Origin of the sequence: Bradyrhizobium sp. CCBAU 51765 (assembly GCF_015291725.1) — a bacterium.
Lineage (GTDB): Bacteria > Pseudomonadota > Alphaproteobacteria > Rhizobiales > Xanthobacteraceae > Bradyrhizobium > Bradyrhizobium liaoningense.
Genome location: NZ_CP030038.1, coordinates 7853652 through 7879277 on the forward strand (window position 1 = coordinate 7853652; position 25626 = coordinate 7879277).

At 65.3% G+C, this 25626-nt stretch carries 25 protein-coding genes; 9 read left to right on the forward strand and 16 right to left on the reverse strand.

Features of this window, described 5'->3' with window-relative positions; translation table 11 throughout:
* Window positions 1-876, reverse strand: coding sequence for a branched-chain amino acid ABC transporter permease (locus XH96_RS36355; protein WP_028179067.1), 876 nt, complete (start codon window positions 874-876; stop codon window positions 1-3).
* Between the two features lie 261 nt (window positions 877-1137).
* Between XH96_RS36355 and XH96_RS36360 the strand changes: the two genes are divergently transcribed.
* From XH96_RS36360 to XH96_RS36380, 5 genes are all read left to right on the forward strand, one after another.
* Window positions 1138-1887 (forward strand): ABC transporter ATP-binding protein, encoded by a 750-nt coding sequence (locus tag XH96_RS36360; RefSeq protein ID WP_194394393.1) that lies wholly within the window; start codon window positions 1138-1140, stop codon window positions 1885-1887.
* Window positions 1884-3410, forward strand: a complete 1527-nt coding sequence (locus XH96_RS36365) for a permease (protein ID WP_194390087.1) — start codon at window positions 1884-1886, stop codon at window positions 3408-3410. Before XH96_RS36360 ends, XH96_RS36365 begins: the two co-directional genes overlap by 4 nt.
* Window positions 3411-3502: 92 nt before the next feature.
* Entirely contained in the window at window positions 3503-4315 is an 813-nt protein-coding gene (locus tag XH96_RS36370) for an MBL fold metallo-hydrolase (protein ID WP_194390088.1), read from the forward strand.
* 65 nt (window positions 4316-4380) lie between these two features.
* Entirely contained in the window at window positions 4381-4902 is a 522-nt protein-coding gene (locus XH96_RS36375; protein WP_194390089.1) for a hypothetical protein, read from the forward strand.
* A 112-nt stretch (window positions 4903-5014) separates the two neighbouring features.
* A complete protein-coding gene (locus tag XH96_RS36380; RefSeq protein ID WP_194394394.1) occupies window positions 5015-6067 on the forward strand; it encodes an amidohydrolase in 1053 nt (350 codons plus the stop codon).
* 82 nt (window positions 6068-6149) lie between these two features.
* Here XH96_RS36380 and XH96_RS36385 read toward each other — a convergent pair whose 3' ends face one another.
* The 4 genes from XH96_RS36385 to XH96_RS36400 form a co-directional block, all read right to left on the reverse strand.
* Window positions 6150-6605, reverse strand: coding sequence for a cupin domain-containing protein (locus tag XH96_RS36385; RefSeq protein WP_194390090.1), 456 nt, complete (start codon window positions 6603-6605; stop codon window positions 6150-6152).
* Window positions 6606-7016: 411 nt separating this feature from the next.
* Entirely contained in the window at window positions 7017-8273 is a 1257-nt protein-coding gene (locus XH96_RS36390; RefSeq protein WP_194390091.1) for an aminopeptidase, read from the reverse strand.
* Window positions 8274-8386: 113 nt separating this feature from the next.
* The gene (pcaB, locus tag XH96_RS36395; RefSeq protein WP_194390092.1) at window positions 8387-9748 is read right to left on the reverse strand and encodes a 3-carboxy-cis,cis-muconate cycloisomerase; all 1362 of its coding nucleotides are present in this window, start codon (window positions 9746-9748) and stop codon (window positions 8387-8389) included.
* A 123-nt stretch (window positions 9749-9871) separates the two neighbouring features.
* Window positions 9872-10243, reverse strand: a complete 372-nt coding sequence (locus tag XH96_RS36400) for a hypothetical protein (protein WP_194394425.1) — start codon at window positions 10241-10243, stop codon at window positions 9872-9874.
* Between XH96_RS36400 and XH96_RS36405 the strand changes: the two genes are divergently transcribed.
* The gene (locus XH96_RS36405; RefSeq protein WP_194390093.1) at window positions 10136-11692 is read left to right on the forward strand and encodes a winged helix-turn-helix domain-containing protein; all 1557 of its coding nucleotides are present in this window, start codon (window positions 10136-10138) and stop codon (window positions 11690-11692) included. The two genes, XH96_RS36400 and XH96_RS36405, sit on opposite strands and share 108 nt — an antisense overlap.
* 60 nt (window positions 11693-11752) lie before the next feature.
* Here the strand turns inward: XH96_RS36405 and XH96_RS36410 are convergent, their stop codons facing one another.
* The 4 genes from XH96_RS36410 to XH96_RS36425 form a co-directional block, all read right to left on the reverse strand.
* Complete coding sequence (locus tag XH96_RS36410; protein ID WP_194390094.1) at window positions 11753-12436, reverse strand: hypothetical protein; 684 nt, start codon at window positions 12434-12436, stop codon at window positions 11753-11755.
* A gap of 89 nt (window positions 12437-12525) precedes the next feature.
* The gene (locus tag XH96_RS36415) at window positions 12526-13239 is read right to left on the reverse strand and encodes a hypothetical protein (RefSeq protein WP_194390095.1); all 714 of its coding nucleotides are present in this window, start codon (window positions 13237-13239) and stop codon (window positions 12526-12528) included.
* A gap of 132 nt (window positions 13240-13371) precedes the next feature.
* On the reverse strand, window positions 13372-13620 hold the full coding sequence (locus XH96_RS36420; protein ID WP_124159385.1) for a hypothetical protein: 249 nt from the start codon (window positions 13618-13620) through the stop codon (window positions 13372-13374).
* 99 nt (window positions 13621-13719) lie between these two features.
* Entirely contained in the window at window positions 13720-14691 is a 972-nt protein-coding gene (locus XH96_RS36425; protein WP_194390096.1) for a nitronate monooxygenase family protein, read from the reverse strand.
* Between the two features lie 107 nt (window positions 14692-14798).
* Here XH96_RS36425 and XH96_RS36430 point away from each other — a divergent pair, with 107 nt between their 5' ends.
* Window positions 14799-16361, forward strand: coding sequence for an AMP-binding protein (locus XH96_RS36430; protein WP_194390097.1), 1563 nt, complete (start codon window positions 14799-14801; stop codon window positions 16359-16361).
* Between the two features lie 335 nt (window positions 16362-16696).
* On the opposite strand, the gene XH96_RS36435 is transcribed toward XH96_RS36430, so the two are convergent.
* From XH96_RS36435 to XH96_RS36465, 7 genes are all read right to left on the reverse strand, one after another.
* The gene (locus tag XH96_RS36435; RefSeq protein WP_194394395.1) at window positions 16697-17470 is read right to left on the reverse strand and encodes a thioesterase family protein; all 774 of its coding nucleotides are present in this window, start codon (window positions 17468-17470) and stop codon (window positions 16697-16699) included.
* Between the two features lie 139 nt (window positions 17471-17609).
* On the reverse strand, window positions 17610-18578 hold the full coding sequence (locus XH96_RS36440) for a nitronate monooxygenase family protein (protein ID WP_128928149.1): 969 nt from the start codon (window positions 18576-18578) through the stop codon (window positions 17610-17612).
* A gap of 261 nt (window positions 18579-18839) precedes the next feature.
* A complete protein-coding gene (locus tag XH96_RS36445) occupies window positions 18840-20240 on the reverse strand; it encodes an aspartate ammonia-lyase (protein ID WP_194390098.1) in 1401 nt (466 codons plus the stop codon).
* Window positions 20241-20270: 30 nt separating this feature from the next.
* Window positions 20271-20810 (reverse strand): hypothetical protein, encoded by a 540-nt coding sequence (locus XH96_RS36450; RefSeq protein ID WP_194390099.1) that lies wholly within the window; start codon window positions 20808-20810, stop codon window positions 20271-20273.
* 47 nt (window positions 20811-20857) lie between these two features.
* Window positions 20858-21439 (reverse strand): YqaA family protein, encoded by a 582-nt coding sequence (locus XH96_RS36455; RefSeq protein WP_131871867.1) that lies wholly within the window; start codon window positions 21437-21439, stop codon window positions 20858-20860.
* Window positions 21440-21505: 66 nt separating this feature from the next.
* Window positions 21506-21910, reverse strand: a complete 405-nt coding sequence (gene hisE, locus XH96_RS36460) for a phosphoribosyl-ATP diphosphatase (RefSeq protein WP_194390101.1) — start codon at window positions 21908-21910, stop codon at window positions 21506-21508.
* Window positions 21911-22023: 113 nt separating this feature from the next.
* A complete protein-coding gene (locus XH96_RS36465; RefSeq protein WP_194390102.1) occupies window positions 22024-22392 on the reverse strand; it encodes a hypothetical protein in 369 nt (122 codons plus the stop codon).
* A gap of 225 nt (window positions 22393-22617) precedes the next feature.
* On the opposite strand from XH96_RS36465, the gene XH96_RS36470 reads away from it, so the two are divergent.
* Both XH96_RS36470 and XH96_RS36475 read left to right on the forward strand, forming a co-directional pair.
* A complete protein-coding gene (locus XH96_RS36470) occupies window positions 22618-23664 on the forward strand; it encodes an ABC transporter substrate-binding protein (RefSeq protein WP_194390103.1) in 1047 nt (348 codons plus the stop codon).
* An 84-nt stretch (window positions 23665-23748) separates the two neighbouring features.
* Window positions 23749-25545 (forward strand): glucan ABC transporter ATP-binding protein/ permease, encoded by a 1797-nt coding sequence (locus XH96_RS36475; RefSeq protein ID WP_194390104.1) that lies wholly within the window; start codon window positions 23749-23751, stop codon window positions 25543-25545.
* Window positions 25546-25626: the final 81 nt, after the last annotated feature.

A 25626-nucleotide genomic window follows, 5' to 3' on the forward strand; every position in this document is an offset into this window, starting at 1 on the left:
TCAGACCTTCTTGCGGACGTGGAGGCCGAACAGGCCTTCGGGCTTCAGGAGCAGCACCGTCAGCAGCACGACATAGGGCGCGACGTCCTTCCAGCCCTCCGGCAGGTAGAACCCGGCCATGCTCTCGATCACCCCGATCAGGACGCCGCCGACCACTGCACCGGGGATAGAGCCGAAGCCGCCGAGCACAGCGGCGGGAAATGCCTTCAGGCCGAGCACGAGGCCGACATTGGAGTGGATGAAGGTGATCGGCGCCAGCAGCACGCCGGCACAGGTCGCGACCGCCGCGCTGATCGCCCAGACGACCGACACCACGCGCTTGACCGGAATGCCCATATAGTAGGCTGCCAGCATGTTCTCGGAACTGGCGCGCATCGCAGTGCCGAGCATGGTCTTGTTGAAGAACAGCCAGAGCAGCGCGCACAGGATCATCGTCGCCGCGATCACCGAGAGCTTGTCATAGGCGAGCACCAGCGAGCCCATGCGCAGCACGCCCTGGCTGAACGGCGTCTCGATCTTCAGGTCGTCGGTGCCCCAGATCATGCCGGCGACCGAGCGCAGGAAATAGCCCAGCCCGATCGTCGCCATGATGATCGAGAACTGCGGATAGCCGAGGATCGGCCGCACCACCACGCGCTCCGCCACCATGCCGAACAGCGCCATCGCGGCCACCGCGCCGGCAAAGCCGATCCAGTAGTTCAGGCCCATCATGCCGATGAAGGTGAAGGCGAAGAAGCCGCCCAGCATCATCAGATCGCCCTGGGCGAAGTTGACGACCTCGGTAGCCTTGTAAACGAGCACGAAGCCGAGCGCGATCAGGCCGTAAACGCAGCCGAGCGCAACACCGCTGACCAGCTGCTGAACAAAATCCAGCATCGACGCGTGTCCTCCCGATGCAACCCGCGGTTCTTCCCGACCGCCCTGCCGCATCTTGTGTCCAGTCGCTACGCAGTCGTTTCGCTGCGTTAGCGCCATTTGTCCGGAATCAATTCAGCCTGAACGCTCGCGCGCTGTCAACAAACGGTGACTTGCCTTTGGTCGATCCCGGATGAGGAATTTGAGGCAAAGCGATTCACCGTGCCGAAATATCTTCGGGTCATGGTCTCGGGCGATGCAAAACCGGATGGTGTGGCCGTCATGAAGCCGGACAACTCGGCACTGGAAGTCCGAGGGTTAACGAAGCGTTTTGACCGTCCGGCGGTCGACGGCCTCGATCTCACCATTCACGCCGGCGAATTCTATGCGCTGGTCGGCCCCAACGGCGCCGGCAAGACCACCAGCCTGCGCATGGTTGCGGGCCTGCTGCGCCCGGATGCCGGCGCGATCTCGATCTTCGGCGTCGATGCGTTGCAGAGGCCCGCCGCCGCCAAGCAGGTGATGGCATGGGTCTCCGACGAGCCTATGATCTACGACAAGCTGACCCCGCTCGAATACCTCGAATTCGTCGCCGGCCTCTGGGGCATCGCCCCCTCGGCCTCGGAACCGGTCGCGCAAGAGCTGCTCAGCTCGCTCGGGCTCGCGCCGCACCGGCACGAGCGCTGCGAAGGCTTTTCCAAGGGCATGCGCCAGAAGGTCGCTCTCGCGGGGGCCCTGGTGCACGATCCCCGCCTCATCATCCTCGATGAGCCGCTGACGGGGCTCGATGCCGTCTCCGCACGCCACGTGAAGGACCTGCTCAGCGAGCGTGTCCGCGCCGGCTGCACCGTCATCATGACCACGCATATTCTCGAGGTCGCCGAGCGTATGGCCGACCGCATCGGCGTGATCGCGTCCGGCCGCCTGGTCGCCGAAGGCACGCTCACCGAGCTGCGCCAGCAGAACGGCCATGCCGACACCAGCCTCGAGGATCTCTTCATCGCGCTGGTGACGCTTCAGGCCGCAGCATGAGCTCGGCAACGGCGCTATCCTGGTTTGCCCGCCACGAGCTGCGGCTCGCCTGGCGCGAATGGTTCGCCATGATGACCGGCGGGCGGCGCAAGCGGACGCGCGCTGCCGTCATCGGCCTGCTCTGCTTCGCCGCGCTGCTGCACCTGCCGGCCTGGGCGGTGATCGGCCGTTTCGCCGGCCTGCGGCTGCCGCTCGACAAATCCTCGCTGATCGTGATCTCGGCGACGATTTTTCTCGCCTGGACCTTGATGCTGTCGCAGGCGATCGAGTCTGTGACGCGGGTGTTCTACGCCCGGGCCGATCTCGACCTGATCATGTCCTCGCCGGCGCGGCTCGCCAATCTGTTCTCGGTCCGCATCGCCGCGATCGCGCTGACCGTCACCGTGCTGGCGCTGCTGTTCTCGACGCCCTTCATCGACGTGCTGGTGATCGGCGGCGGCGCGCGCTGGCTTGCCGCCTTCGGCGTCGTCATTGCGATGGGCCTGTCGGCCGCGGCGATTGCGATCGCCGTCACCATTCTCTTGTTCCGCCTGATCGGCCCGGCGCGAACGCGCCTGATCGCCCAAGTCCTCGCCGCGATCATCGGCGCGGGCTTCGTGATCGCGCTGCAGGTCGCGGCGATCATGTCCTACGGCACGCTGTCGCGCTTCACCATCCTGACCTCGGGCAGCCTCGCCGCCTACATGCCCGACGTGGACAGCATCTGGTGGTGGCCGGCGCGGGCGACCATGGGCGACACCGAGGCGCTGCTGCTGCTTCTCGCGCTCGCCCTGGTGCTGCTCGGCAGCGTGATGGCGATCTTTTCGCACCGATTCGCCGACACCGCGATCGATGCCGCGGCGTACGGCACGTCCGGCCGCGCCCGCGCGAAGGAGCGCCCGTTCCGCGGCGGATCGCGCCAGCAGGCGCTGCGGCGCAAGGAATTCATGCTTCTGTGGCGCGATCCCTGGCTGATCTCGCAGACGTTGATGCAACTGCTCTATCTGGTGCCGCCGGCACTCCTGCTCTGGCGCAACTTTGCCGACAGCGCTGCGGCGCTGACGCTGATCACACCTGTCATCGTGATGGCGGCCGGACAGCTTGCCGGCGGGCTCGCCTGGCTGACGATCTCGGGCGAGGACGCTCCCGATCTCGTCGCCACCGCGCCGCTGACGTCGTCCAGCGTCATCCGCGCCAAGATCGAGGTGGTGCTGATCGCAATCGCCGTGATCTTCAGTCCGCTGGTCGCGGCGCTGGCCTTCGCCTCGCCATTCCAGGCGGCCATCAGCGCCGGCGCGATCGTGGTCGGTGCGGCCTCGGCGACGGCGATCCAGCTCTGGTTCCGGGTGCAGGCCCGTCGCAGTCAATTCCGCCGCCGCCAGACGTCTTCGCGGCTTGCGACCTTTGCCGAAGCGTTCTCCTCGATCGGCTGGGCCGCGACCGCCGCTCTGCTGCTCGCCCTGCCGCTTGCCGGCCTCATCAGCGGCCTGATCACGGCCACCCTCGTCGCCGCCACCTGGAGGTTCAGCCCCAGGCGGGCGTGAAGGTGCGACACTGACGCGCTGTTGATCGCGGCCCATTGGCCACGCACTGCGTTGCGCGCTAGACTTGTTCCGAAATCATCGGGGACGGATTCATGCGGCGACTGGTTTCGGCGGCCCTTGCGCTGTTCGGCGCAATCCTCTCACCTGCCCTCGCCCAGCAGCCACAGCGCAGCGAATGCCTGGCGATGGCCAATGCGGCGCCGCGGATCATGCCGGTGGTCTTCAGGCAGGCTGCAGCTGCGGCCGAGGTCGAGATCACCTATGCCGGCCATTCCACCTATTTCATCGACACGCCCGCCGGCTTGCGCATCGCGACCGATTATAGCGGCGCCTATCAGGTCGGGCGGCTGCCTGATGTCGTCACCATGAACCGGGCGCACAGCACGCACTATTCTTTATATCCCGACAAACGAATTCCCCATGTGCTGCATGGCTGGGCCGATGACGGCAAGCCGGCGATCGTGTCGGAGCGCATCAGCGACACCTTCATCCGCAACGTCACGACGGACATCCGCCGCTATTTCGGCGACGATGCCGGCAGCGACATGATCCGCGACGGCAATTCCATCTTCATCTTCGAGGCGGCCGGGCTCTGCATCGGCCATCTCGGCCACCTTCACCACAAGCTCGATGACAGCCACTTTGCCCAGATCGGGCGGCTGGACATCGTGATGGTGCCGATCGACGGCACCTATACCATGTCGCTGGACGGCATCTCCGAGATCACCAAGCGGCTGCGCGCCTCGGTGGTGCTGCCGATGCACCGCTTCGCCACCCCGCTCGACGACTTCATGCGCCGGATCGGCCAGCAATTCGAGATCGACCGGCGCCTCGAGCGATCGTTCCGGATGTCGCGGGATGCGCTGCCGCCGAAGCCGACCGTGATCATCCTCGACGGGGTCTGAGGCGCAATTTTCTCCAAGCCGGCTGTTGGCCTTTGGTGTTGATCTCCCCGCGACAGGAGATCGACATGACCGGGTTTGCGAGATTGCTGCACGCGGACGGACCGAATCCCGAGCACGCGGCGGCGCTTCAGCTTTACGGCCGCTTCGTCGGCGCCTGGGATGCCGAGATCACGGCCCATGGACCCGGCGGAACGAAACACGTAGCCCCAGGCGAGATCCATTTTGGCTGGGTGCTGGAAGGGCGCGCCGTGCAGGACGTCTGGATCATCCCCCGCGCTGCAGACGGAGCGGCCTTCCCGATCGCCGGAAACTGGTACGGCACGACGCTGCGCGTCTACGACCCCACCATTTCCGCGTGGCGGATCTCCTGGTTCGATCCCGGCCGCAGCGTGTTCCGCCAGCAGATCGGCCGTCCGCGCGGTGAGGACATCGTGCAGGAAGGCACGACCGAAGCCGGCGAACTGACGCGGTGGAGCTTTACCGAGATCACGGACGATTCCTTTCACTGGCTCGGCGAATCCAAACCGGCCGCCGCGGCCGACTGGCGACTCGTGGTCGATGTGAGGGCGAAGCGGCGCAAGGGCTGACGAAAGCGCCGCTGTGCTCGCGACGACGGACGCGGTTGCAGAACACGCGCTGCTGCGTGAAGAGATCAGATGCTAGGCTCCTTCCACAAGAACATAGAGGGAGCGAATGCCGATGGCCGCAAGCGGTCTTCCTGCCAACACGAGCGGGCTATTCGTCGAGCCGCGCGAGGACTGGCTCGCGCTGCACCAGGAGGAAATCATCGATCCGGCGCGGCCGATCGTCGATCCCCACCACCACCTCTGGAATCGCGGCCATCGCTATCTGATCGAGGAGATGGCCGCTGACATCGCGTCCGGCCACAACATCATCGCCACCGTCTATGTCGATTGCCGCTCGATGTATCGCGCTCACGGACCTGAGGCATTCCGGCCCGTCGGCGAAGTCGAATTCGCCAACGGCGTGGCGGCGATGAGCGCCAGCGGAGCCTACGGCCCAGCCGCGATCTGCGCCGGTATCGTCAGCCACGCCAATCTTCTGCTGGGAGACGCCGCCAGGCCCGTGCTGGAAGCCGAGATCGCGGCGGGCAATGGCCGCTTCCGCGGCATCAGGCATTCGTCGGCCTGGGACGAAGACCCTCTCGTCGCCGGCATGTATGCGAACAGGCCGAAGGGGCTGTTGCAGGATCCGAGCTTTCGCAAGGGCTTTGCCTGCCTGGCGCCGCTGAACCTCAGCTTCGATGCCTGGCTGTTCCATCCGCAGATCGGCGAACTGACCGAGCTGGCGCGCGCCTTCCCCGATACCAGGATCGTGCTCGATCATTGCGGCGGCCCGGCCGGCGTCGGTCGCTTTGCGGGCCGGCGCGAAGAGGTGTTTGCGCAGTGGCGCGCGTCGATCCAGGAGATCGCGACGTGCGAGAACGTGGTGGTGAAACTCGGCGGGCTCGCAATGTGCCTGCTCGGCTACGACTTCCATCTGCGCGAGACACCGCCGTCATCCGAGGAGCTTGCCGCGGCATGGCGCCCCTATATCGAGACCTGTATCGAGGCATTCGGCGTGAAGCGGGCGATGTTCGAGAGCAATTTCCCGCCGGACAAGGGCCAGTGCAGCTACCAGGTGATCTTCAACGCGTTCAAGCGTATCGCCTCGCCCTTGAGCGAGGCCGAGAAGACGGCGCTGTTCTCGCAGACCGCGACCGAATTTTACCGGCTCGAGCTGCCGTCATGACGAAAAGAGGGGCCGGGATGTTGATCCCGCCCCCTCTTCATCGTGGCCGCTGGGAAGCGTCCTTGAAATCTTATTGTCCGATTTAGCCGGCCCCCATCAGCGAGGCCGGCCGGCGTTCGCCGGTGGCGGCGAACATCTTCTTCAGCTTGTTGACGACGCGGATCAGGAAGCCGATCATCACCGGATTGGTCTTGCGGCAGAACGCGATCTTCTTGACGTGCCCTTCGACATGCCATTTGGCATGCGCGCCGTCACGGAAGAAAATGACATCGCCGGGGCCATAGCGCTTGGGCGGCATGCCGTCGCTTTCGAGTACGATCGATCCTTCCATGATCATGATCGTCTCGTCGATGTCGTAGTACCAGTTGAAGCGCCCTTCGGTGCAGGACCAGATGATCGTCTGGGCGGTGCCGTCGGCGCTGGTCGACAGGACCCGCGAGCGGGATACCGGATCGCCCTCTATGATCCAGGACGGCTCGATCGGCCGCAGCTCGAGGTCCACATTGCAATTACCGACTTCAATCAATGCGCGCGACATCTGCTTCCTCGGGAAATGATATTTGGGGCCAGATCCGGCCCGGATTGTTTCGAAAGATGCCCGGACGCTAGTGTTCCGTTTTTAATTCTTTCTTACGCCGGCTTCGAGAATCAGCCCGAAGTGGCCGGCGCAAACCGGTTAACATCCCGATTCCCTTGCAAATCCGCCCACATGCCCCGGTCCTCTCCCGGGTGCGACAAAATGCGCGAAGGCACTGGAGCGGAGCCGGCCAATGGCTCTACGCCCAAGGCTCTGGTACCCGGCTCCGGCTGCGCGCTCGCGTTGCGTCCGCCGCGGGATTCGCACCAGGGCTATCGAACGAACCGCGCAGGAATCAAGGCCGATAGATGTGCGCAGCGAGAACCTGTCGCCGTCGCGCTCACCCTCTCCCATCGAAGAGAGTCACGCCGGCTATTTCGCCCATTCGCCCTTGCGGAACACGGGCACCTTGCTGCCGTCGGCCAAAATGCCGTCGATGTCGGTCTCGGCCGAGCCGATCATCCAGTCGATATGGATCAGGCTCTGGTTGCCGCCTTGCGCCGCGATCTGCTGCGGCGTGAGCTGAGCGCCGTTGACGAAGCATTTCGAATAGCACTGGCCGAGCGCGATGTGAGACGCTGCGTTCTCGTCGAACAACGTGTTGTAGAACAACAGGCCGCTCTGCGAGATCGGCGAGGAATGCGGCACCAGCGCCACTTCGCCGAGGCGCCGCGCGCCCTCGTCGGTGTCGAGCACCTTGTTCAGCACCTCCGCGCCGCGCGAGGCTTTTGCGTCGACGATCTTGCCGTCCTCGAAGCGCACCGCGATGTTGTCGATCAGCGTGCCCTGATAGGACAGCGGCTTCGAGCTCACGACATGGCCGTAGACCCGGCGGCAATGCGGCGTGGTGAAGACCTCTTCGGTCGGGATATTGGCGTTGCAGCTGATGCCGTTCTTGGAGAGCGAGGCGCCGCCTTCCCATTCGTGGCCGTCGGCAAGGCCGATGGTGAGATCGGTGCCGGGACCCGAATATTGCAGCGCGCGAAAGCGCTGGCCGTTGAGCCAGTTGGTGCGCTCGCGCAGCACCGCATTGTGGCTCGCCCAATTGCCCATCGCGTCCTCGCGATCGACGCGGGACGCTGCGAAGATCGCATCCGCGAGCTTGCCGACCGCGACGTCCTCAGGATCATCAGGGAACACCAGCTTCGCCCAGGACGGGCTCGGATAGGCGATGATGTTCCAGTTGGTGTCGAAGTTGACGATCTTCTCCAGCGCGGGCTGATAGGCCATCGAATTCGCCTTGCTCGCGCGCGCCACCTTGGAGGGATCCTCGCCCGACAGCAGCATCGGGTTGTCGCCGACGATGGCGAGCCGTGCGGTGTTGTCCGAGAAGGCTTTGGCCATGCCCTCGTAGAGCCAGCCGGCGGCACGATCGAAACTGGCGTCGTGGCCGTGGCGGTAGCGTGCCAGCGTCATCTCCTCATCCGACAGGATCGGCGTCACGAGACCGGCGCCGGCCTTGTAGGCATGCACGGCGATCCGCCGCACCAGCGGCAGCGCAATCGCCGGCGCTGTCAGAAGCAGATCCTGTCCCGGCCGCAAGCCCAGGCCCACCTTCACCGCCACCTCGGCCAGCCGGTCGAGCTTCGCGGGATCGATGGGAGTTGAGGTGTTGCGTTGATCAGTCATGCCGGGCCCTCTGCCGAAAGTCTCTCGCTCAATCTAAGTCTAGCATCGTAAGACACAAGTGTGCGAGCGTCTTGCAACGCACGAAAGATACGCAGTTTCACGCATTTTGGTTTTCAACGCGTTGCCGATTTCAGCACCCGGTCGACCATGGCGGGCGCGAGTCCGAGGTAATTTTTCGGTGAGGTGAGTGCCTCGATCGTGGCACGGTCGATGCGGCTCGATATCCGTGAATCTGCGGACAGCGCATCGGCAAGGCTGATTCCCTTCTCGTTGGCCTGACGGCATGCATCATAGACCGCGTCATGCGCCTCCTGCCGCCCGATCTGCGGCGCCAGGCCCATCATGACCGCTTCGGCCACAATCAGGCCGCGGCTGATGGCGAGATTGTCGTTCATCTTCGCCTCGTCCACGATAAGGCCCGCGAGTGCGAACTTCGCCTGGTGCAGCGCGCCGGCAGTCAGCACGAAGCTTTCGGGGATCGCCATCCATTCGGCGTGCCAGGGCCCCGTGGCGCGCTCGAAATCCTGCACCATGGCGTCGAGCATCAGGCCTGCATGCTGGCGCACCGCCTTGGACGCCGCAAGCATCAGTTCGGAGGAGATCGGGTTGCGCTTCTGCGGCATGGTCGAGGAGGCGCCGCGCCCCTTGACGAAAGGCTCGTAGACCTCGGCAAACTCGGTCGAGGCCATGATCATGATGTCGAGCGCGATCTTGCCGAGCGAACCGGTGACGAGGGCGAGAAAGTTCACCGCCTCCGCAAAGCCGTCGCGCGCGACGTGCCAGGTCGAAGCGGGAACGCCGAGCTTCAACTCGGCACAGAGCGCCGCCTGCACCTCGAACCCCTTGTCGCCAAGCGAGGCCAGTGTGCCGGCAGCGCCGGCGAACTGGCCGACCAGCACGCGCGGCTTCAATTGCGCCAAGCGCTCGGCATGGCGATCGAACATCGCGAGCCAGATCGCGGTCTTGTAGCCGAAGGTCACCGGCAACGCCTGCTGGAGATGGGTTCGGCCCGCCATCGCCGTGTCGCGATGGCGCTTCGACAGATCAGCAAGGATCCTGCGCAGCTCGGCGATGTCGCGTTCGACGATCTCGATCGCGGCGCGCAGTTGCAGCACCACGGCGGTGTCCATGATGTCCTGCGTGGTCGCGCCCCAATGCACGTAGCGGCCGGCCTCGCCGCATTGCTTCACCATCTGATGCACCAAGGGGAGGATCGGATAACCGACGACATCGGTCTCCTGCCTGAGCAGATCGAAATCGAACGCGGCGACGTCGGTCCGCGCCGCGATCGCCGCGGCCGCCCCTTGTGGGATCACGCCGCACTTCGCTTCCGCCTTCGCCAGCGCCACCTCGACCTCGGCATAGCGCGCGACGGTGGCGACGTCGGAGAACACCTCGCGCATCTCAGGCGTGCCGAAGGCGTCGCGAAACAGCATGGAGTCGAGCACGGTGGTGGAGGCGGGGAAAGCTGGCATGGGCGCTTCTTCGTGGTTGGTGTTTTGTGTGGCGGCAGCTTACGCAGGCCGCGCATTTCGGCAATGGACATTCACCGTTCGCCACATTTGCCGCGCCACGACATTATGACGGCACGTCATCTGTTACTCGGTCATCCCAAGGTGCGATGCGCGGCAGCGCGGGAAGCCTCGGGATGACAGTAAGCGGCGAGCATGGTCCCGGCCCCGCGGCGATCCGCCGACCGCAACATTCCAGCTGCGGTTGTATTCCCCTCCGACACGGGCATGGCTGCCATCACGCAATCGCGATGAACCAAGCGCCCGCTTCGACAGACACATGATTTTCGGCCCCAATTTCATTTTGTCATTTTGCTTGCCCGATTTCACAATGAGGCCTGAGTTCTCGACGTGCAGTTTCTGTTCCGGGATCACCTTCTCGATACTGACCGGCGCGAGCTGAGCCGCGAGCAGGTTCCCATTGCCGTGGAGCCGCAGGTTTTCGACCTCGTCGTCCACCTCATGCAGAACCGCGACCGGGTGGTCAGCAAGGACGAGCTGATCGACAAGATCTGGCACGGGCGCAGCGTCTCCGAATCCACCCTGACCAGCCGGATCAACGCGGCGCGCAAGGCGATCGGCGACAATGGCGCAAGTCAGACGCTGATCCGCACCATCACCCGCAAGGGTTTTCGCTTCGTCGGTGATGTCCAGACACAGCTCGGCGCGGTCGCACCGGGGCCGGTTCGTGTCGCCCGGACCCAGACAACCTTCGCTCTGCCCGAGCGGCCCGCGATCGCCGTGCTGCCCTTCACGAATATGAGCGGCGAGGCCGGGCAGGATTATTTCTCCGACGGCATCAGCGAGGACATCATCACCGCGCTGTCGAAGCTGCGATGGTTCTTCGTCGTCGCGCGCAATTCCTCCTTCGTCTACAAGGGCCGCGCCGTGCACATCCACGAGGTCGCACGGGAACTCGGGGTGCGCTACGTGGTCGAAGGCAGCGTGCGGCGGAGCGGCGATCGGGTGCGCATCTCGGCCCAGCTCAACGACGTCTCGACCGGCAGCCATCTCTGGGCCGAACGCTACGACCGAGAGCTCGCCGACATCTTCGCCGTGCAGGACGAGATCACCGAGGCGATCGTCGCCGCGATCGAGCCGCAGCTCTATGCCGCCGAAAGCTTCCGAGCCCAGCAGAAGCCTCCGGGCAGCCTGGATGCATGGGACCTCGTGATGCGCGCCCTGTCGCATTACTGGCGCATTACCCGCGAGGACAATGCCGCCGCGCAGGGGCTGCTGGAACAGGCCGTCGCGATCGATCCCGCCTATGGCAAGGCACTGGGCCTGCTTGCGACCAGCCATATGTTCGGCGCGCATATGGGCTGGGCCGACATGGCCGCGACCTTGCCGCTTGCCGAACGTGCGGCGCTCGCGGCGGTGGAGGCCGATCGCGAGGATGCCTGGGCCCATCACGGCCTCGCCTACACCTATCTGTTTCGCCGCCGCTTCGACGACGCGCTGGCGGAATTCGAATTGGCCCTGAGGCTCAACCCGAATTTCGCGATGGCACATGCCTTCCACGGCGTGACGCTTTGCTATGCCGGACGATGGCAGGACGGCGATGCGGCCGCCCGTCGCGCGCTGCGGCTGAGTCCGCGCGACCCGCTCGCGGCGATCTATTGCGGGGTTGCGGCCTATGCCCGGTTCGTCGGCCGCGACTACGAGGGGGCCGTCCAGATGGCACGGGAATCGATGCGCCAACGCGGAGATTTCGTCGGCGCGCACCGCGTGCTGACGGCCGCCGCCGGCATGCTGGGCGATCCGGCGCTCGTGGCGTCCGCCCGGGAAGGCCTCCTCCGCGCCCAGCCCGAGGTCTCGCTTGCCTGGATCACCCGCGAGCTACCGATGCTGCGGGACGAGGATCGTGCGCACTATCTCGAAGGCTTGCGACGCGCGGGCATGAAGTAGTGGCGGGGCGACAATGACCACGCACCTTCTCCATTGCAGCTTCCGATCCTGGGCCGGGTGTTATTCGTCATCCGGCCCGAACAGCCTGATCTGCGGAAAGCCGCTGCGTGGCCGGCCCGCATAGTCGCGCGCTTCGGAATCTTCGCGGACGTTGCGCGCGACGTCATCCCAATCGGTGCGGTCGCGCATGCCGCGCGGTTCGCGCAATTCATGGTGCCGGCGCTCGGCCCAGCGCTCGCGGCGCTCCGCCCGGCGCCGTTCGGTCGCCGCACGCTTCACGTCGGATTCCCTCGCCTTGGCATAGGCATTGTTCGAGGCGGATGACGGCTCGGTCGAGGCCTGCGGCTCGGCAGGTCTCGCGGCCTGCGCGGACACTGCCGGCGCCGGCCTGGGCGGCTCGACTGCAGCGGCTTGCGAAGGCTGCGGCGCCGGCGGTTCAGCATTCGCCTGCGTGGTTTGCGTGTCAGACTTTGCGGCTTCAGGCTTTGCTTCGGCCCGCGCTGGCGCAGCCATCATCGCCCCGAAGGCCTGCGAGCCGGTGAGATAGTTCACGCGCTCGGACGGCGCGTTCGTGGTCGCCGGCGTGGCGCCCTCGGTGCGCTGCGCCATCTTGCTGGTGTCCGGGCCCTGCCTGGACGCGACCGGATGCATGATGTTGCCGGCAACGATACCGCCGCCGAGACCAATGGCGATGGCCGCGATGATGGTTCCGGCACCGACAAAATAGGCTGTCGAGGCGCGCATTCGTCCACTCCCTCTTTGGAGCGGCCAACGCGTGGGGATTGCCAGATGTTCCTGATGGCTGCGGCTCCTGAAGCAGGAACCGCGCCGGATCAGATCTGCTGCGCGACCTTCTCGAGCCCGATGAGGCGAGCGAGCTTGCGCACTTCTTCCTTCTGGTCGTCACGCAGCTGGAACAACAGCGGCATCGCGGCCGACTTCAACTGCTGCACCTCGTCGCAATTCGGGTCGATCTGCGAACTGGGCGGCGCGTTCGGATTCGACAGCTTGTTCGCCTGGATCTTGCGGGCAACGTTGCGAAGCGCGGTCTCGACCGAGGGCCAGTAATATTCCTGCGACGACGACAGCTTCAGGCGATCCCTGATGCCCGCGATCTGCACGTCGGACAGCAGCGAATAGGCCTTCTGCGGCTGCGGCTTGGCGACGACCTTCGGCTTGGCCGGAACCTCGACGGCCGGAACCTCCGCCGCGGCGGGCGCCTCGTGCGCGCTTGCCTTCGGCATCGGGAAATCGGAGGGCGTGGCGGCGGCGAAGGCCTGGCGCAACGGCTCGGTCAGGACGGGCGCCTGGGAAAGCTTGTCGGCGGCCACCTGGACCGGCTCGATCGCGGCCGAGGCCAGCGCGAGTGTCGGGACCAGACGGTCGGCCTTGGCGGCGCGGTTGGTTGCGAGCGGCTTGGCCGGGGGCGTCTGGTCAATCATCTCGGCGCTGACGCTGGGCACGCTGTCGCGGCCGAGAATGGCGGTGGTGGCGGCGCCGAGGACGAGGAAACAGGTCAGCGCGACGATGGTGATGGCTTTGGACAAACGTCTCTCCGCGTCCGACTTCAAGTCCACGTGATCACTGCCCCGAAACTGGGCGATAAATAAGGCTTAACCGTGCCATTGCAGCGGCAATCGCTCGGACTGCGGCGACACCGCGCGAAAAACTCAACGAAATCAGGCGGCTGCCGCGAGGTCATAGGCGTCCTGGATGTCGGCCACGATCTCCGAGGCCTCCCAGACCGCGCGCGGCTCGACCGATTGCAGCGTCACCGTCCAGTTGCCGCCGCGGCGGGTCCGGGGAACGCTGACGATGTCGAAGCGGACGTTGCGGCACAGCGGGTGGCGGGCCAGGGCATGGGCGACGCGGACGCGGATTTCGTCCATCGTCGCAGCTGACTTGCTGTTGAGAAAATCGAAGTCCATCGCCTGTCCCCTCTCGGTCTGGTTGGCGGCCGTGAAGGGGATTCTTGGCGGGCGATGGTTAATCTGCCGTTAAGTGCGGGCGCGCAGGGGCCCGCTCGATTAACTGTGATCGGGGCCCGCCTCTTGATATTCCGCACGCGTCCGCGCGACGAGATCGTCGACCGCGAGCACCTCCGTCACCCCAGATGCGGAGTGCCCGGCGCTCCAGATGTCGCGCCAGCGCTTCGGCCGGTTCTCGCGCGCGGAGACGTCGATGTCCTTGACGATGTCGATCGCGCCGCGCGCCGGCAGGTCGTCCGGATCAAGTCCGGCGGCGACGACCGACGGCCGCAGCATGCTGGTCTGCAAGCCCGTGAACGCGGTGGTGAGCAGGACGTCGTCGGCGCTGCTCTCGACCAGCATCCGCTTGTAGCGGTCGTCCGCCATGCTCTCCCGCGTCGCAATGAACTTCGTGCCCATATAGGCGAGATCGCAGCCCAGCACTTCAGCGGCCCGCAGCGCGTAGCCGTCGCTGATGCCGCCCGCCAGCACGATGATGCCGTCGTAGAATGCGCGCACCGCGCGGACGAAGGCGAACGGGTTGAGCCAGCCGGTCTGGCCGCCCGCGCCCGCCGTGAGCAGCACCAGCCCGTCCGCGCCGGCTTCCGCCGCACGCTCGGCGTGGCGGATCGAGGCGACATCCGCCAGCACCAACGCGCCGGCATCATGGAGCGGCCTCAGCACCTGCGCCGGCGATCCGACCGAGGTGATGACGATCTCCGGCCCGTGCCTCAGCAGCACGGCGAGATCCTCTGCGAGCCGCGCATTGGAACGGTGCACGATCAGGTTCGGACAGAGCGGCGCGACCTTGCGCCCGGTCTGATCTTCGTGCCGTCGCAGCCGCGTGCCGATCTCGGTGAACCATGCGTCGAGTTGTTCCGTGCTGCGGCAATTCGCGGTGGGAAAGCTGCCGATCACGCCGTTGCGGCAGGACGCGACCATGAGCTCGACGCCCGACACCAGAAACATCGGCGCCGCGATCAGCGGCAGCGCGAGACGATCGTGGAAGCGTTGCAGTTGATCCGATGGCATGCATGCCTCCCTGCGCGGGCTTTGTCGTTTCCTCCCGCATTCGCTGTGCTAGCGTCATCGGTAACATTGGCACGCCAGAAGCCGGTGACAAAGCAACGAGGAAACATATGTCTGATCCGCTCCACGCATCGCCTCCAGCTTGTGCGCAGACGCTACGGGCGCTGTCGCGCTATCCCGATCGCACCGCTTTCGCCTGGCCCGAGGGTTCGCTGAGCTATGGTGGCACCATCGACCTGATCGGACGCATCCAGGGCGTGTTCATGCGGCTTGCATTGCAGCCAGGTGCGCGCGTCGCCTTCCTCACCGCGAATCGCGCCGATACCTGGTGCGCCGGTGTCGCCGCGCAATTGGCCCGGCTCTGCATCACCTGGCTGCATCCGCTGGGATCGCTGGAGGACCAGCTGTTCCAGCTCGAAGACTCCGAGGCAGAGATGCTGGTGGTCGATGCCGCCGCCTTCCGCGACCGCGGTGGCGAGCTCGCAGCCAAGGCCGGCCGGCTGAAGGCGGTCTTCACCATGGGGCCGGCCGGCTACGGCGTCGATCTGCTGGCCGCCATCGAAAATGCCGGACATGCGCGCCCGCTGTGCCTTGCCGGCCCCGACGATCTCGCCACGCTGAACTACACCGGCGGCACCACCGGCAAATCCAAGGGCGCACTGCGCTATCACCGCGAGAACGCCGGCGCCGCAGGCGCGATCCTCGCCGACTTCGAGATTCCGGAGGCTGCGCGCTATCTCACGGTCGCGCCGATCAGTCACGTCGCTGGGACGAAGGTGCTGCCGACCCTGATGCGCGGCGGCACCGTGCACATGCTGAAAGGCTTCGATCCCGAGGCGGTGCTGACGACGATCGCGCGGGAGCGCATCAACTTCACGCTGTTCGTGCCGACCATGATCTATGTGCTGCTCGATCATCCCGCCCTGGACAAGACCGATTTGTCCTCGCTCGAGCTCGTGCTCTATGGCGCCTCCGCGATGTCGCCGAGCCGATTGCTCGAGGGTATCGAACGCATCGGGCCCGTGTTCGCGCAGCTTTACGGCCAGACCGAATGCTATCCCGTCTCGGTGCTGCGCAAGGCCGACCACGATCCCAGGACCCCGGAGCTGTTCCTGTCCTGCGGTTTCCCGATCGCGGCCTGCGAGGTCAGGATTCTCGACGACGACGACCAGGAGGTGAAGACGGGCGAGCCTGGCGAGATCTGCGTGCGTGCCCCGCACGTGATGGCGGAGTACTGGAAGCGGCCGGACATCACCGCCGAGACGCTGAAGAACGGCTGGGTCCACACCGGCGACATCGCGCGCCAGGACGAGCGCGGCTACATGTTCATCCTCGACCGCAAGAAGGACATGATCGTGTCCGGCGGCTTCAACATCTTCCCGCGCGAGGTCGAGGACGTGCTGTCGCAACACGCTGATGTCGCGATGGTCGCGGTGGTCGGCATTCCCGACGAGAAGTGGGGCGAGGCCGTCACCGCCATCGTCGTGCCGCGCGAGGGCGCAAGGCCCGATCCGGACGAGTTGATCAACCTGGTCAAGACGCGAAAGGGCTCGGCGCATGCGCCGAAGCAGATCCAGTTCGTCAAGCAATTGCCGATGACCGGCGTCGGCAAGGTCGACAAGAAGGTGCTGCGGGCGGGCTTCTGGAGCGGGCGGGACCGGATGGTGGGATGAGCACCCGGGATTCTACGGGGGAGTTGTGGCCCGGACACCACAACACGCAACGGAGTTGTTGGCGACGAGGTCCACGAATTGCCGGCGAATCAGGGAATCACCTAGACCGCTGATGGGGCTGGGAAGCGGAGTAAGAGATGAGAGTCGCTTCCCTGGAAAGTGCAATCGCCGCGGTTACGTTGATCACGGCGATCATCGTGGTGCTGTGGGAGATCAAGATCTTCTACGGAATGTGAACTGGCAGGATGCCCTGGTCGAGCACGACCTTGCATCCCTTCCGCGGCGGCGGAAGCCTGCCGTTCAATCGGCTCCAAGAGCGACGCTAGCCGTCGCGCTCACCGCTTCTCGATCACCAGGCTCTGCACCGCGCGGCCGAAATAGCCCTGCCGGTCGGCCAGCCGAGACATCGCAAGGCCGGCGCCGTCGGGACCGATCCACGACTCGCCGTCGAGCAATATCCACTCACCGATGGGTTGGCGCGAAAAGTTCACGGTGAGATCGGCGTTGATGTAGGTCCAGGCGCGGAAGTCGAGCGTCGAGGCGGTGCCATTGGAGAAGTCGGCGGCGACCACGGCGCGCATCGCCTGCGAGACCGCTTCACCGGCTATCAGCGGATGGTCGACGCGAAACCAGATCGCGCCGGCGCCGGCTTGGCCGAAGCGACCGCGCGCGGCACGCATCGAGACCGATCGCACGAACGGGCTGGTGGCGGCGTGACCGTCCTCGACCAGCGAGTCCTCCGGCAACGGCAGCGTGACCGGCAGCTCCTCGACGTCTTCAGGCAAGGTCAGCGCTTGGCGCCTGACCTTCAGCACGGTGGCGCCGACGACCTGCACGCCGTCGGCGAGCAGCTTGACCCCGCACAGCTGGATCTTGCGGCCCTCGCGCAGGACCTCCGTGGCGATCGTCAGCGGCGCCACGGGGACCGGGCGCATCAGATCGATGGTGACGCGCGCGATGTCCATCGGGGCAGGCGTCGGAATGCGTTCGGCAGCCCACGTCACCAGGGAAGCAGGCGCCGAGCCGTGCTGCATGCGCCTGTCCCAGGGACCGGCGGCATCCGGGCTGGTGATGACGCTGTTGCCGTCGACGCGGTAGATGGCGGTCATCATTTCAATCGGTCTCGGTTGACGTTGCCCCGACGCGGCGCAGCGGTGCGCCGCTGATCCGGGGTCCCACGCGTGGCGGCGATGGTCCCCGGCTCTGCGGAGCAATGCTACGCATTGCACCGCGTCCGGGACAAGAGAACTACAGCGGCGGATCGACCGCCTCGTCGTATTCCTTCTTGAAGCGCGCGATCAGCTCGGCGGCGGGGACGACCTTGTCGATGCTGCCGATGCCTTGTCCGCTTCCCCAGATCTCCTTCCAGGCTTTCGGCTTGGCGCGCTCGCCGGAGGCGTCGGTGCCGAAATTCATCTTGGAAGGATCGGAGGTCGGCAGATTGTCGGGATCCATGCCGGCCGCGAGGATCGAGGGCTTCAGATAATTGCCGTGCACGCCGGTGAAGAGGTTGGAATAGACGATGTCGTCGGCCGACGAACCCGCGATCATCTCCTTGTAGCGCTCGACCGCATTGGCCTCCTTGGTCGCGATGAAGGCCGAGCCGATATAGGCGAAGTCGGCGCCGAGAATGCGTGCGGCGCGGATGGCCTTGCCGTTGCCGATCGCTCCCGACAGCGCGATCGGACCGTCGAACCATTTTCGCGTTTCGGCAACGAAAGCCAGCGGCGAGATGGTGCCGGCATGGCCGCCGGCGCCGGCTGCAACCAGGATCAGGCCGTCGGCGCCCTTCTCGATCGCCTTGTGCGCGAATTTCTGGTTGATCACGTCGTGGAAGACGATGCCGCCCCAGCCGTGCACGGCCTGGTTCAGCTCCTCGCGCGCGCCGAGCGAGGAGATGATCATCGGCACCTTGTACTTGGCACACAGCTGCATGTCGTGGTCGAGCCGGTTGTTCGACTTGTGCACGATCTGGTTGACCGCGAACGGCGCCGACGGCTTGTCGGGATGGGCGCGGTCATAGGCCGCGAGTTCTTCGGTGATCCGCGCCAGCCATTCGTCGAGCAGCTCCGGCGGCCGCGCATTCAGCGCCGGAAACGAGCCGACCACACCCGCCTTGCACTGCGCGATCACGAGATCGGGCACCGAGATGATGAAGAGCGGCGAGCCGATCACGGGGATCGACAGGCGCCCTTTGAACAAGGCAGGCATGGACATTGCGGAACGATCCTCTGTTGGCCGGTCAATGGAAGGTTGGGCACCATACCAACAAGGCAATCTTTCCACTGTCAAGTATTGCGTTTTGGCGCCGTGGCGGAGGCGCCGATCGCAATTCCAACCAACGGAATTCTTCTTCCGTCATTCCGGGGCGACGCGAAGCGTCGAGCCCGGAATCCATCGGGCGTCAGTACGCGTAGTAAAATGGATTCCGGGTTCGCGCTTCGCGCGCCCCGGAATGACGAGAGGAGAGACCTGCCCCTACCCGATTATATCCGGATTGATCAGCCGCTCGAACGAGAACATCTCGTCCCACTTCTCCTGCGTGAGCAGTTTGCGCTCGACCACGACGATCTGATGCAGCGATTTGCCCGTCTTGTAACCCTCGCGCGCGATCTCGGCGCATTGCTTGTAGCCGAGCAGCGGCTTCAGCACGGTGACGATGCCGAGAGAGTTCAGCACCATGTTGCGGGTGTGCTCCTCGTTGGCGGTGATGCCGACCACGCAGTTCTCGCGCAGGCTGTTGACCGCGCGCTCCATGGTGCGGATCGAGAAGAACAGCGCGAACGAGATCACCGGCTCCATCACGTTGAGCTGGAGCTGTCCGGCGGAAGCCGCGAGCGTCACCGTGGTGTCGAGCCCGATGACGAGGAAGCTGGTCTGGTTGACGACCTCGGGGATGACAGGATTGACCTTGCCGGGCATGATCGAGGAGCCCGGCTGCAGCTGCGGCAGATTGATCTCGTTGAAGCCGGCGCGCGGACCCGAGGCGAGCAGGCGGATGTCGTTGCAGATCTTCGTCAGCTTGCTCGCCGTGCGCTTCAGCACGCCCGAGAGCTGCACATAGGCGCCGGTGTCGGAGGTCGCCTCGACGAGATCGCCGGCGAGGATGAAGTCGACGCCGGTAAGCGCGCTGAGGTGCCGGACGGCGAGCTTGGGATAGCCGACCGCGGCCGTGACGGAGGTGCCGATCGCGGTGGCGCCGAGATTGATCTCGCGCAACAGCGCGCGCGCTTCCGAGATGCGCTCGACCTCCTCGCCGATGGTGGTGCCCCAGCCGCGGAATTCGGCCCCGAGCGACATCGGCACCGCGTCCTGGAGATGCGTGCGGCCCATCTTCAGCACGCGGTCGAATTCGCGGCCCTTGGTGAAGAAGGCCTCCTGGAGCTGGCGCAGCGCCGTCATGTAGCTCTCGAGCCGCAGGATCAGCGCCAGCCGAAAGGCGGTCGGATAGGTATCGTTGGTCGACTGGCCGTAATTGACGTGATCGTTGGGACTGACGTGCTGGTAGTCGCCCTTGGCAAAGCCGAGCGCTTCCAGTGCGAGGTTCGCGATCACCTCGTTGGCGTTCATGTTGGTGGAGGTGCCGGCGCCGCCCTGGATGAAGTCGGTGACGAACTGATCCATCATGTCGCCGGCGATGACGCGGTCGCAGCCGAGGATGATGGCGTCCGCGACCTTGGCGTCGATCGCACCGAGATCGCGATTGGCCATCGCGGCAGCCTTCTTGACGTAACCGAGCGCCTTCACGAAGTAAGGCTCCTGGCTCATCGGAATGCCGGTGATGTGGAAGTTCTCCTTCCCGCGGATGGTCTGGACGCCGTAATAGATGTCGTCGGCGATCTCACGCTGCCCGAGGAAGTCCTGCTCCGTCCTGCTCATGGGCACTCCTTGTTGCTCGCGCGATGTCCTCTAATTCTGGCACAGCGCACTGGTCACGAACGTATCGGTGCGGCAATCATCCGGTTTGCGTTGCCTGCCCGGAATGAGAACCTTGGCTGAGCATTTCTCCGCGGAGTCGGCGTTCAGGCTCTTGCCTTCCTTGTAGCCCTTGCCCTGGCAGAGCTGGTCGGCGGCCTGCTTGCAGTCCGGGGCGCCGTTCGACGAGATGGGGCAGACCACGCGCCCTGATACCATGGTCGAGGGCGTGGCCAGCCGCGACAGGTCGTTCATGGTCTCGCTCGGGCTTTTGATCGGCGGCAGGATCGAAGGCAGCTTGTCGAACAGCTTGCCCATTTCATTGATCAGCCCGGGATTTTCCTCGCGGGTCGGCGCGGCGGACGAGGCCGGCGTCGAGGGCGACGGCGCGGACTGGCCCCCCTGCTGCTGGAGGCCGAGCGATGGCGGTGCAGATTGCGTCCATCCGATGCCGCCGCCACCGAGAAGGAGCAGCAGCGCCGCTGACATCAGCGTCCCGAGCCGGACCGCCGGATTGCCGGATCGAACCATCATGGCGGCAACCGTAGCCGAAGCCGGCCCTGCGGCAAAGCCGCCAGCGCCTAGATCAACTTGACCGCCACCACGAAGCCGAGCACCAGCACGATGGCACCGAGCGCGACCCACAATCCGAGATGCCGCTCGATCCTGACCCGGATCCAGTCGCCGTAGCGGTTGAGCAGGATCGCGACGACGAAGAAGCGTCCGCCGCGCGCGACAATCGAGCAGAGGATGAACAGGATGATGTTGTAGCCGGCAAAGCCCGAGGTGATGGTGACGAGCTTGTAGGGGATCGGCGTCAGCCCCTTGAGCAGGATGATCACCGCGCCCCATTCCGCATAGGAGGCGCGGAAGGCGTCGACCTTGTCGCCGAGGCCGTAGACCTGGATCAGCCATTGGCCCACCGAGTCGAACAGCAGCGCTCCGATGGCGTAGCCGACGATGCCGCCAAGCACCGACGTCGCGGTGCAGACCGCCGCATAGAGCCAGGCGCGCTGCGGGCGCGCCAGTGACATCGGAATCAGCATCACATCCGGCGGGACCGGAAAGAATGAGCTTTCGGCGAAGGAGACGACACCCATGATCCAGAGCGCGTAGGGCTTGTGGGCGGCGTCGATGCACCAGTCGTAAATACGTTTCAGCATGGCGCCGCGATGAAGCACCATGGGACGGATTTGTCCATGCCGAGATTGAGGCGAATTATGACGTTTCTAGTGGCGCTTGCGCGCGGCACGGCTCTCGAGCGCGACAATTGGCCGCCTGGCCGCAGCGCGGGGTGACGCGACTTTGGGCAGTTTCATCGGTGATTTCGGCAGCTTCTCGGCAATGCCGAGCATGTCTTCACGCCGCGTCATCTCCTGCCAGACGTCCTCGGGGCGTACCCCGGCCGAGGCCCACAGCACGGTGAGATTGTAGAGCAGATCGGCACTTTCCCGGATGACGGCCTCGCTATCGCCGTTAACCGCATCGATTACGACTTCGATGGCCTCTTCGGCCAGCTTCTTCGCCATTTTTGAAGGGCCGCGCTGAAACAGCCGGGCCGTGCGCGATGTTGCCGGATCAAGATCTCTGGCCGCGAGCACAGCCAGATATAGCCGCTCAAGCGAATCACTCATGGTACTCAAACTACTCTAAACCAATGGCGAGCGCGTTAACGCGCGACAATAAAAGCAGAAAACGGGCCGGCGCAAGCGCGACGGCCCGTCATGGTCAACCCATGGATGCCGAACTAGTAGCAGTTCTGATAGTAGCCCTGGCCGCAGAACTCGGACGGAGCCGTGCCGCCATAGCGCTGATACTGGTAGTTCGGGCCCGGACCATAATAGGGACCATAGGCCGGAGCGCTGTAATAGACCGGACCGCCGTAATAGCCGTAGCCCGGACCGTAGTCATAGGCATAGGCGTTGCGGCTGGCGGCGATGGCGAGACCCGTGCCGATGGCGGCGAAAGCCGCAGCTGCGGCCGCGCCGCCTCCACCGCCATGCCAGTGGCGGCCGCCCGCATATGAAGCGGTCGGGGCAATCGTGGTCAGCGCCAGCACGGCGGTGGTGGCAAGAACGGCCTTTCGGCCCGCAAATTTGGAGACTCGCTCGAACATGTCTTGGCCCTCCTTTGGGACCTGGAATGGACGCCTGCGGACAGGCTCATGCCTCTCAAACCCACATAATCTAAGTTAGGTTCCCCAAGCCCAATACAAGCTGAACGGGGTTGCGTAACGATGCCGCAACGCCGCTCATCCTGCGTTCATGTTGGCGCGCGCACGGTCGCGGGCCGCGCGCTGCAAGCGTCACGAAACCATAACAATGCGGGACCGGCGCAACCGATGTCAGGATTCAAGACAACCGCACTTCACGGCCTGCTGGCTCTCTCGATCTTGCTTGCGACGCTGTTTGCACGCGATGTCGGCGCGACCGAGACCAACGCGCCCGTTGCGATCCACTTCACCTTCGACCGCCCACCGGACGCAAGCATGGCGCCGTTTTTCCTTGCGGCGAAGGACGGCAGGTTCGGCGCCGAGCGCCTCAACGTGGCCTTCAACAGCGCAAGCGGATCGCCGGAGGCGCTCGCACGTGTCGCCAGGGGCGACAGCGAGCTTGCGCTCGTCGACATCAACGAGCTGATCCGCTTTCGTGACAAGGACGACGCGGCGCCGATCAAGGCCGTGTTCATGCTGTTCAACCGCGCGCCCTACGCGATCGTCGCGCGCAAGAGCCGCGGGATCCAGCTGTTGACCGATCTCGACCGCAAGGCCGTCGGCGTCGCCGACAGCGATCTGTCGATGCGGCTGTGGCCGGCGCTGGCGCGGCAGAACGGAATCGATCCATCGCGCGTCAAATTCCACAAGATCAGCGCGGCGGTGCGCGAGCCGATCCTCTCCGCGGGCCAAGTCGATGCGGTCGCCGGCTTCAGCTATCTCACGGCGGTGAACCTGCGCGACCGCGGCGTGCCCGACGCCGATCTCGTCGTGCTGCGCTACGCGGACTACGGCTGCGAAGCCTACGGCTTTGCCGTGGTGGTCAATCCCGCCTTTGCCGCAGCAAAGCCGGACGCCGTGAGGGGCTTCGTCCGCGCCCTGATGGCCGGCATCACCGCGACCGTCAGGGAGCCGGGACGAGCGGCGGAGGAGGCGGCGAGCCGCATCGACGGCGGCGACCCCAGCCTGGAGCTTGAGCGCCTGCGCGCCGTACTCGCCGACAACATCCTGACGGACGAAGTCAGGCGCAACGGCCTCGGCGGCGTCGACCCGGCACGCTTCGATCGTTCGATCGGCCAGATCGCGCAGGACTTCAAATTCCGAAAGCTGCCCACGGCGGGTGATATCTTCGACGACCGGTTCCTGCCACCGGTTGCCGGACGGCTGATCAACTGAGCAAAACTGACAGCTTCCGCTATATCTCCCGCACGATCCCTGCTTAGAATGCGGGCTCCGTTACTCGCCCGAGCTCGTCGCCGCATGTCCATCTTCCGCCTCTACATCCGCGTTCTCGAGCTGCTCGGCAAGGAGGCGCGGCTGGGCTGGCTGCTCGCGGTCGCCAATCTCCTGCTCGCGGCCTCGCAATTCGCCGAGCCTGTGCTGTTCGGCCGTATCGTCGACGTGCTCTCGGGCAAGGCGGTGGCCGGGTCGAACTCGGCCTGGCCGTTCCTGGCTGCCTGGGTGGCGTTCGGGCTCTTCACCATCGCCTGCAGCGCGCTCGTGGCCTTGCAAGCCGACCGGCTCTCTCACCGCCAGCGTCAGGCGGTGCTGACGAGCTATTTCGAGCACATCCTGCAACTGCCGTTGACGTTCCATTCCGGCACCCATTCCGGTCGGCTGATGAAGGTGATGCTCAACGGCACGGACGCGCTGTGGCGGCTCTGGCTCGGCTTCTTCCGCGAGCATTTTGCCGCGATCCTCTCGGTCGTGGTGCTGCTGCCGCTGTCGCTCTACCTGAACTGGCGGCTCGCAATCCTGCTGTTCGTGCTCTGCATCGTCTTCACCGCGCTGACCACCTTCGTGGTGCGCAAGACCTTCGGCATGCAGATGGCGGTCGAGGAGCACTACAGCGAGCTCTCCGCGCGCGCCTCCGACGCACTCGGCAACGTCGCGCTGGTGCAGAGTTTCGTGCGTGTCGAATCCGAGGTGAAAGGGCTGCGCTCCGTCGCCGACGAGCTGCTGGCCGCGCAGATGCCGGTGCTGTCGTGGTGGGCGCTGGTCACCGTGATCACACGCGCCTCCACAACCATCACGGTGCTCGCGATCTTCACTTTCGGCATCGCCCTGCACGACCAGGGGCTCACCTCGGTCGGCGAGATCGTGATGTTCGTGAGCTTCGCGACGATGCTGATCCAGAAGCTCGAGCAGGTCGTGAGCTTCATCAACAACGTGTTCATGGAGGCCCCGCGCCTGCGCGAGTTCTTCAATGTGCTCGACGCCGTGCCCGCGGTGCACGACCGGCCCGACGCAATCGACGCCGGCCGGCTGTCCGGCCTCGTCGAGTTCAACGACGTCACGTTCTCCTATGACGGCAAGCGGCCGGCGATCGAGGACCTCACCTTCACCGCCCTGCCCGGCCAGACCATTGCGCTGGTCGGCCCGACCGGCGCCGGCAAGTCGACCGCGATTGCGCTGTTGCATCGCGCCTTCGATCCGCAGTCCGGCGTCATCAAGATCGACGGCATGGACGTGCGCGGCGTCACCTTGACCTCGCTGCGGCGAAACATCGGCGTGGTGTTCCAGGAAGCGCTGCTGTTCAACCGCTCGATCGCCGACAATTTGCGCGTCGGCAAGCCGGACGCGACCGAGGCCGAGATGCGCATGGCGGCGGAGCGCGCGCAGGCGCTCGCGTTCATCGAGCGCAGCGGCGGCTTCGAGACCAATGCCGGCGAACGCGGCCGCATGCTCTCGGGCGGCGAGCGCCAACGCCTGTCCATCGCCCGTGCGCTGCTGAAGGATCCGCCGATCCTGATCCTGGACGAAGCCACCAGCGCGCTCGACGCCGTCACCGAGGCCAAGGTGAATGCCGCTCTCGACGAAGTGATGAAGGGCCGAACCACCTTCGTGATCGCCCACCGCCTTTCGACCATCCGCAACGCCACGCGGATCCTGGTGTTCGAGAATGGGCGCGTGATCGAAAGCGGAACTTTCGATGAACTCGTGGCCAAAGGCGGCCATTTCGCCGAGCTCGCCAAGGCCCAGTTCATGGTTCAGGAGACCGCGCGGGCCAGCGTGACGGCGGCCGAGACTGCCGCGACGGCCGCCAAATCCCCCTAGCAAGTCCCCACGGCGCCGTCGAAATTCGGCCTATTTCATTGCGGAATACCGCGCCGATCCCCCTATTCTCGACGCACGAGC